General features: G+C 73.8%; 5 protein-coding genes. All 5 read left to right on the forward strand.

The window, feature by feature from the left end; translation table 11 throughout:
* The first annotated feature begins 71 nt into the window (after positions 1-71).
* The gene (locus tag AB0K82_RS44170; RefSeq protein WP_364409663.1) at positions 72-857 is read left to right on the forward strand and encodes a bifunctional adenosylcobinamide kinase/adenosylcobinamide-phosphate guanylyltransferase; all 786 of its coding nucleotides are present in this window, start codon (positions 72-74) and stop codon (positions 855-857) included.
* A gap of 60 nt (positions 858-917) precedes the next feature.
* On the forward strand, positions 918-1,700 hold the full coding sequence (locus AB0K82_RS44175) for an adenosylcobinamide-GDP ribazoletransferase (RefSeq protein WP_364409666.1): 783 nt from the start codon (positions 918-920) through the stop codon (positions 1,698-1,700).
* Positions 1,701-1,979: 279 nt separating this feature from the next.
* On the forward strand, positions 1,980-3,464 hold the full coding sequence (locus AB0K82_RS44180; RefSeq protein ID WP_364409669.1) for a leucyl aminopeptidase: 1,485 nt from the start codon (positions 1,980-1,982) through the stop codon (positions 3,462-3,464).
* A 219-nt stretch (positions 3,465-3,683) separates the two neighbouring features.
* Entirely contained in the window at positions 3,684-5,057 is a 1,374-nt protein-coding gene (gene lpdA, locus AB0K82_RS44185; RefSeq protein ID WP_364409671.1) for a dihydrolipoyl dehydrogenase, read from the forward strand.
* Between the two features lie 48 nt (positions 5,058-5,105).
* The coding region (locus AB0K82_RS44190; protein ID WP_364409674.1) for a biotin/lipoyl-containing protein at positions 5,106-5,511 on the forward strand (406 nt) is incomplete at its 3' end.

A 5,511-nucleotide genomic window follows, 5' to 3' on the forward strand; every position in this document is an offset into this window, starting at 1 on the left:
CTGCGAGTCGCCGCTGAGCAGGCCCGCCAGCCCGACCGCGTTGTAGTAGTCCGACGGGTCGCCTGCGGGAGGTGCCCGGCGGTCACGACGTCCGCACGCCGCGCGGGCACCGGGTCCTGTTCGCGGCCGGGCCGGGCGCGCGGCCCGAACCGGCCGGCCCAGAGCCGTACGACGCCGTGCTCCTCGACCTCATCGGCGACCCCTCGCACCTGGGTCGGCTGCGGCGCGCCGGCGCGGTGACCGACGAGACCCGGATCGAGGCCGTCCACGTCGACCACCGCGTCGCGTCCCCGGCCGAACTGGACCGCCGGCTGGGCTTCTGGACCCGTCCCGCGTCCGGGCCGTGGCGGTCGTTGATCCTGGGCGGCTCCCGATCGGGCAAGTCCGAGGAGGCCGAGCTGCGGGTCATGGCGCACCCGGAGGTGACGTACGTCGCGACCGGGATCATGCACACCGACGACCCGGAGTGGCGCGACCGGATCACCGCGCACCGGCGACGCCGCCCCGGCTGGTGGGACACGGCCGAGACGATCGACCTGGCGGGTCTCCTGCGCGACGCGACGGGCACCCTCCTCATCGACGGGATGGGCACCTGGCTGACGGCGGTGTTCGACGCCCTGGACGCCTGGGAGCAACCCCGGGCGGTGGTGCCGCGCCTGGACGAACTGGTCGGCGCGTGGCGGTCCACCCGGGCCCACGTCGTCGCGGTCAGCGACGAGGTCGGCCTGTCGATCGTCCCCGCCACCGCGAGCGGACGGGCGTTCCGTGACACTCTGGGGCGGCTCAACCAGCGCCTGGCGGCCGAGTCGGAAGAGGCCGCCCTGGTCGTCGCCGGCCGGGTCGTCGACCTGCCGTGACCGCCGGGAGCCGGGCGCCCCGGCGGGAGACGTTCGACACAGATCGGCCCGGAGGACGTCATGCGGCATGAGAACGAGCGGATCCCCGGCTCCGAGGGGCTGCGCCTGGCGGTGTCGCTGCTCACCGTCATACCGGTGCGGTGCGGCCGGGTGGACCGGGCGACCGCCCGCCGGGCGATGACGCTCGCGCCGGTCGCCGGGCTCCTGGTCGGCGCGGCCGCCGCCGTGGTCGTGACGGTCGCGGGACGGCTCGGCGCCGGGTCGCTGCTCGGCGCCGCCCTGGCGGTCGGGGCGATGGCGCTGCTCACCCGCGGCCTGCACCTGGACGGCCTGGCCGACCTCGCCGACGGGCTGGGCAGCGGACGTCCCGCCGGGGACGCTCTGTCGATCATGAAACGGTCCGACATCGGACCGTTCGGGGTCATCACACTGGTGTTCACCCTGCTGATCCAGGTCGCCGCCCTCGCGCAGGCCCCGCACCGGGCGGTCGCCGTGACCGTCGCGGCGGTGACCGGGCGGCTCGCGGTCACGTGGGCCTGCCGCGCCGGGGTCCCCGCCGCCCGCCCGGATGGCCTGGGCGCCCTGGTCTCCGGGACCGTGCGGCGCCGGGACGCGGTGGCCGCGACGGCGGCCGTCGTGGTCGCCGCGGCGGTCGCGGGCCTGCTCGCCGGGGGCGCGCGCTCGGCCGTCCTCGCCCCGGCGGCCGTGGCGGCCGGGCTCCTGGTCGCGGCGGCGCTGCTGCGACACGCCGTACGGCGCCTGGACGGCGTCACCGGCGACGTCCTCGGCGCCCTGGTGGAGACGTCGACGACCGCGGCGATCGTCGTGCTGTCGGTGGCCTAGAAGGCGCGGGAGCGTCCCGAGAGTGAAGCTCCCGCGCCGGTCGCGGAACGCGCCCTGGCCATGGCGCATGCGACGTCCCGCTGACCGCCGTCCGGGGGCTGCCGCCGCTGCCCGCTTCCCCTCGGCCAGAGGCGGCCTTGAAACGCCCAGGACGACGGGGCCAGTCGACGAATGGTAATCGACCAGGCGGGGGCGGAGGCCCGCGCGACGCGGGCCGAAGATCCCCCAAGTCCGTGGACCCGAACAAAGAACAGCGAGGCAGGACTACCATCGGGCTGTGTGACGAACCTCGAACTTGCCAACGCTCAATCCGCATCCCTTGACGTAGACGCCGTCGTGATCGGTGTCGTGACCGATGACTCCGGACCGGTCCTGGCGCCCGGCGCCGCAGGGGTCGACGAGGCGTTCCAGGGGCGCCTTACAGCCGCGCTGAGCGGGCTGGGCGCCGGCGGCAAGGCGGGCGAGGTCACCAAGGTCCCGACGTTCGGCAACCTGGCCGCCCCGCTGGTGGTGGCCGTCGGACTGGGCGAGTCGTACGACGCCGAGGCCCTGCGCCGGGCGGCCGGCGTCGCGCTGCGCTCCCTCGCGGGCTCCGACTCGGTCGCGGTCCTGCTGCCCGCCGCGACCGCGGACGAGGTGGCCGCCGTCGCGACCGGCGCGCTGCTCGGCAACTACGCCTACCTGAACTACCGGACCGGCGACGGGGACAAGCGCCCGGTCTCGAAGATCACGGTGGTGACCGAGGCCGACGGCGAGGTCGAAAGCGCCCTCGGGCGCGCCAGGACGATCGCCGATGCCGTCACGCTGGTCCGCGACCTGGTCAACGCCCCGCCGTCCGACCTGAACCCCGAGGTGCTCGCGGAGACCGCGCGCGAGGTCGGGGAGGGAGCCGGGCTGTCGGTCGAGGTCCTCGACGAGAAGGCCCTGGTCGAGGGTGGTTACGGCGGGATCGTCGGGGTCGGCCAGGGGTCGGTCAACCCGCCGCGCCTCGTCCGTCTCGCCTACGAGCACCCCGAGGCGGACAAGACCGTCGCGTTCGTCGGCAAGGGCATCACGTTCGACTCCGGCGGCCTGTCGCTCAAGCCCAGCGAGGCCATGGACTGGATGAAGTCCGACATGGGCGGCGCCGGCGCGGTGCTCGGCGCGCTCAAGGCGATCGCCGCCCTGCGGCCGAAGGTCAAGGTCGTCGGCTACCTCGCCATCGCGGAGAACATGCCGAGCGGCACCGCGCAGCGCCCCTCCGACGTGCTCACCATCTACGGCGGCAAGACCGTCGAGGTGCTCAACACCGACGCCGAGGGCCGCCTCGTCATGGCCGACGCGATCGTCCGGGCCGGCGAGGACGAGCCCGACCTGATCGTCGACGTCGCCACCCTGACCGGCGCCCAGCTCGTCGCGCTCGGCACCCGGACGACCGGGGTCATGGCCAACGACGACGACGTGCGCGACAAGGTCGCCGACGCGGCCGGCCGCGCCGGCGAGTCCGCCTGGCCGATGCCGCTGCCGGAGGAGCTGCGCAAGGGCCTGGACTCGGCCATCGCCGACATCGCCAACGTCAGCGGTGAGCGCTGGGGCGGCATGCTGGTGGCCGGGATCTTCCTGAAGGAGTTCGTGCCGGACGGCGTGCGCTGGGCGCACCTCGACATCGCCGGCCCGTCCTTCAACCAGGGCCAGCCGTACGGCTACACGCCGAAGGGCGGCACCGGCGCCGCCGTCCGCACGCTCGTCCAGATCGCCGAGGACGCCGCCGCCGGCGCCCTGTGACCGAGGTGGGAACGGAAAGTCCGGCGCGCGGCGCGCGCCGGACGATACCGGGCGGGCCGCGCGCGGGGACGGAGCGTCCCCGGCGCGGCGTACCGCCCGAGTGGACGGCGCGAACGGGAGGCGCTGTCCCGGCCCGGCGGCCGGAAGTGGAAAGATGCGTGCGGGAACAGAAATCGCTCCGGGCCGGAGGCGCCCGAGCGGGCATCGAAGGAGCGTCCTGTGTCGAATAGCCCCTACGACATCGTCGTCCTAGGTGGCGGCAGCGGCGGATACGCGTGCGCGCTGCGCGCGGTCGAGCTGGGTCTGAGCGTCGTACTGATCGAGAAGGACAAGCTCGGCGGCACCTGCCTCAACCGCGGCTGCATCCCGACCAAGGCGCTGCTGCACGCGGCCGAGGTGGCCGACCAGACGCGCGAGTCGGCCACGTTCGGGGTCAGGGCCCGGTTCGAGGGCATCGACCTGCCGGGTGTGCACGCCTACAAGGACAAGGTCGTCAGCACGACGGTGAAGGGCCTGACCGGGCTGATCAAGTCCAAGGGCATCACGATCGTCGAGGGCGAGGGCCGGCTGACCGGTCCCACCACCGTCCAGGTCGGCGACACGACGTACGAGGGCCGGCACATCGTGCTGGCCACCGGCTCGGTGCCCAGGTCGCTGCCCGGTCTGGAGATCGACGGTGAGCGCGTCATCTCCAGCGACCACGCCCTCGTGCTCGACCGGATCCCGCAGTCCGTGGTCGTGCTCGGCGGCGGCGTCATCGGCGTCGAGTTCGCCAGCGTGTGGCGGTCCTTCGGCGCCGAGGTGACGATCGTCGAGGCGCTGCCGCACCTGCTGCCGCTGGAGGAGGAGTCCAGTTCCAAGCGGCTGGAGCGGGCCTTCCGCAAGCGCGGCATCAAGTTCGAACTCGGCGCGCGGTTCGAGAGCGTCAAGCACACCGAGTCGGGCGTCATCGTCACCCTCGATGGCGGCAAGACCCTCGACGCCGACCTCCTGCTCGTCGCCGTGGGCCGCGGCCCGGTCTCGGAGGGCCTGGGCCTGGAAGAGGTCGGGGTCGAGACCGAGCGCGGCTTCGTGAAGGTCGACCAGTACTGCCGCACGAACGTCCCGACCATCTCGGCGGTCGGCGACCTGATCCCGACGCTTCAGCTGGCGCACGTCGGCTTCGCCGAGGGCATCCTCGTCGCCGAGCGGCTGGGCGGCCTGGACCCGGCGCCGATCGACTACGACGGCGTTCCGCGCATCACCTACTCCGAGCCCGAGGTCGCGTCGGTGGGCGTCACCTCCGCGGTGGCCCGCGAGCGCGGTCACGACATCGTCGAGGTCACCTACGACCTGGCCGGCAACCCCCGGAGCAAGATCCTGGGCACGCAGGGCGAGGTCAAGGTGATCGCGGCCAAGGACGGCCCCGTGCTGGGCGTGCACATCGTCGGCAGCCGCGTCGGCGAGCTCATCACCGAGGGCCAGCTGATCTACAACTGGGAGGCCCTGCCGTCCGAGGTCGCCCAGCTCATCCACCCGCACCCGACCCAGTCCGAGGCGATCGGCGAGGCTCATCTCGCGCTCGCCGGCAAGCCGCTGCACGTCCACGGCTGATCCCGCCCGTACCAAGACACGACGTATCAAGAGGAGTCGCAGAGAACCATGCCGGTCTCCGTAACCATGCCCCAGCTCGGCGAGAGCGTGACCGAGGGCACCGTCACCCGCTGGCTCAAGAAGGAGGGTGAGCGCGTCGAGGCCGACGAGCCGCTTCTCGAGGTGTCGACGGACAAGGTCGACACCGAGATTCCGTCGCCGGCCGCGGGTGTCCTGAGCAGCATCACCGTCGCCGAGGACGAGACCGTGGAGGTCGGTGCCGAGCTGGCCGTCATCGCCCAGGAGGGCGAGGCGACCGCCGACGCCGCTCCGCAGCAGGAGCAGGCCCAGCCCGAGCCCGCCCAGCAGGAGGCGCCCCAGGCCGCCCCGGCGCCGCAGCCGGCCGCCCCTGCGCAGCCGGAGCCGCAGCAGCCGGCCGCGCCGTCCTGGCCGCCCGCGCCGGCCGCACAGCCGG

The sequence above is a fragment of the Actinoallomurus sp. NPDC052274 genome (assembly GCF_040679475.1).
Classification (GTDB): Bacteria; Actinomycetota; Actinomycetes; order Streptosporangiales; family Streptosporangiaceae; genus Actinoallomurus; species Actinoallomurus liliacearum.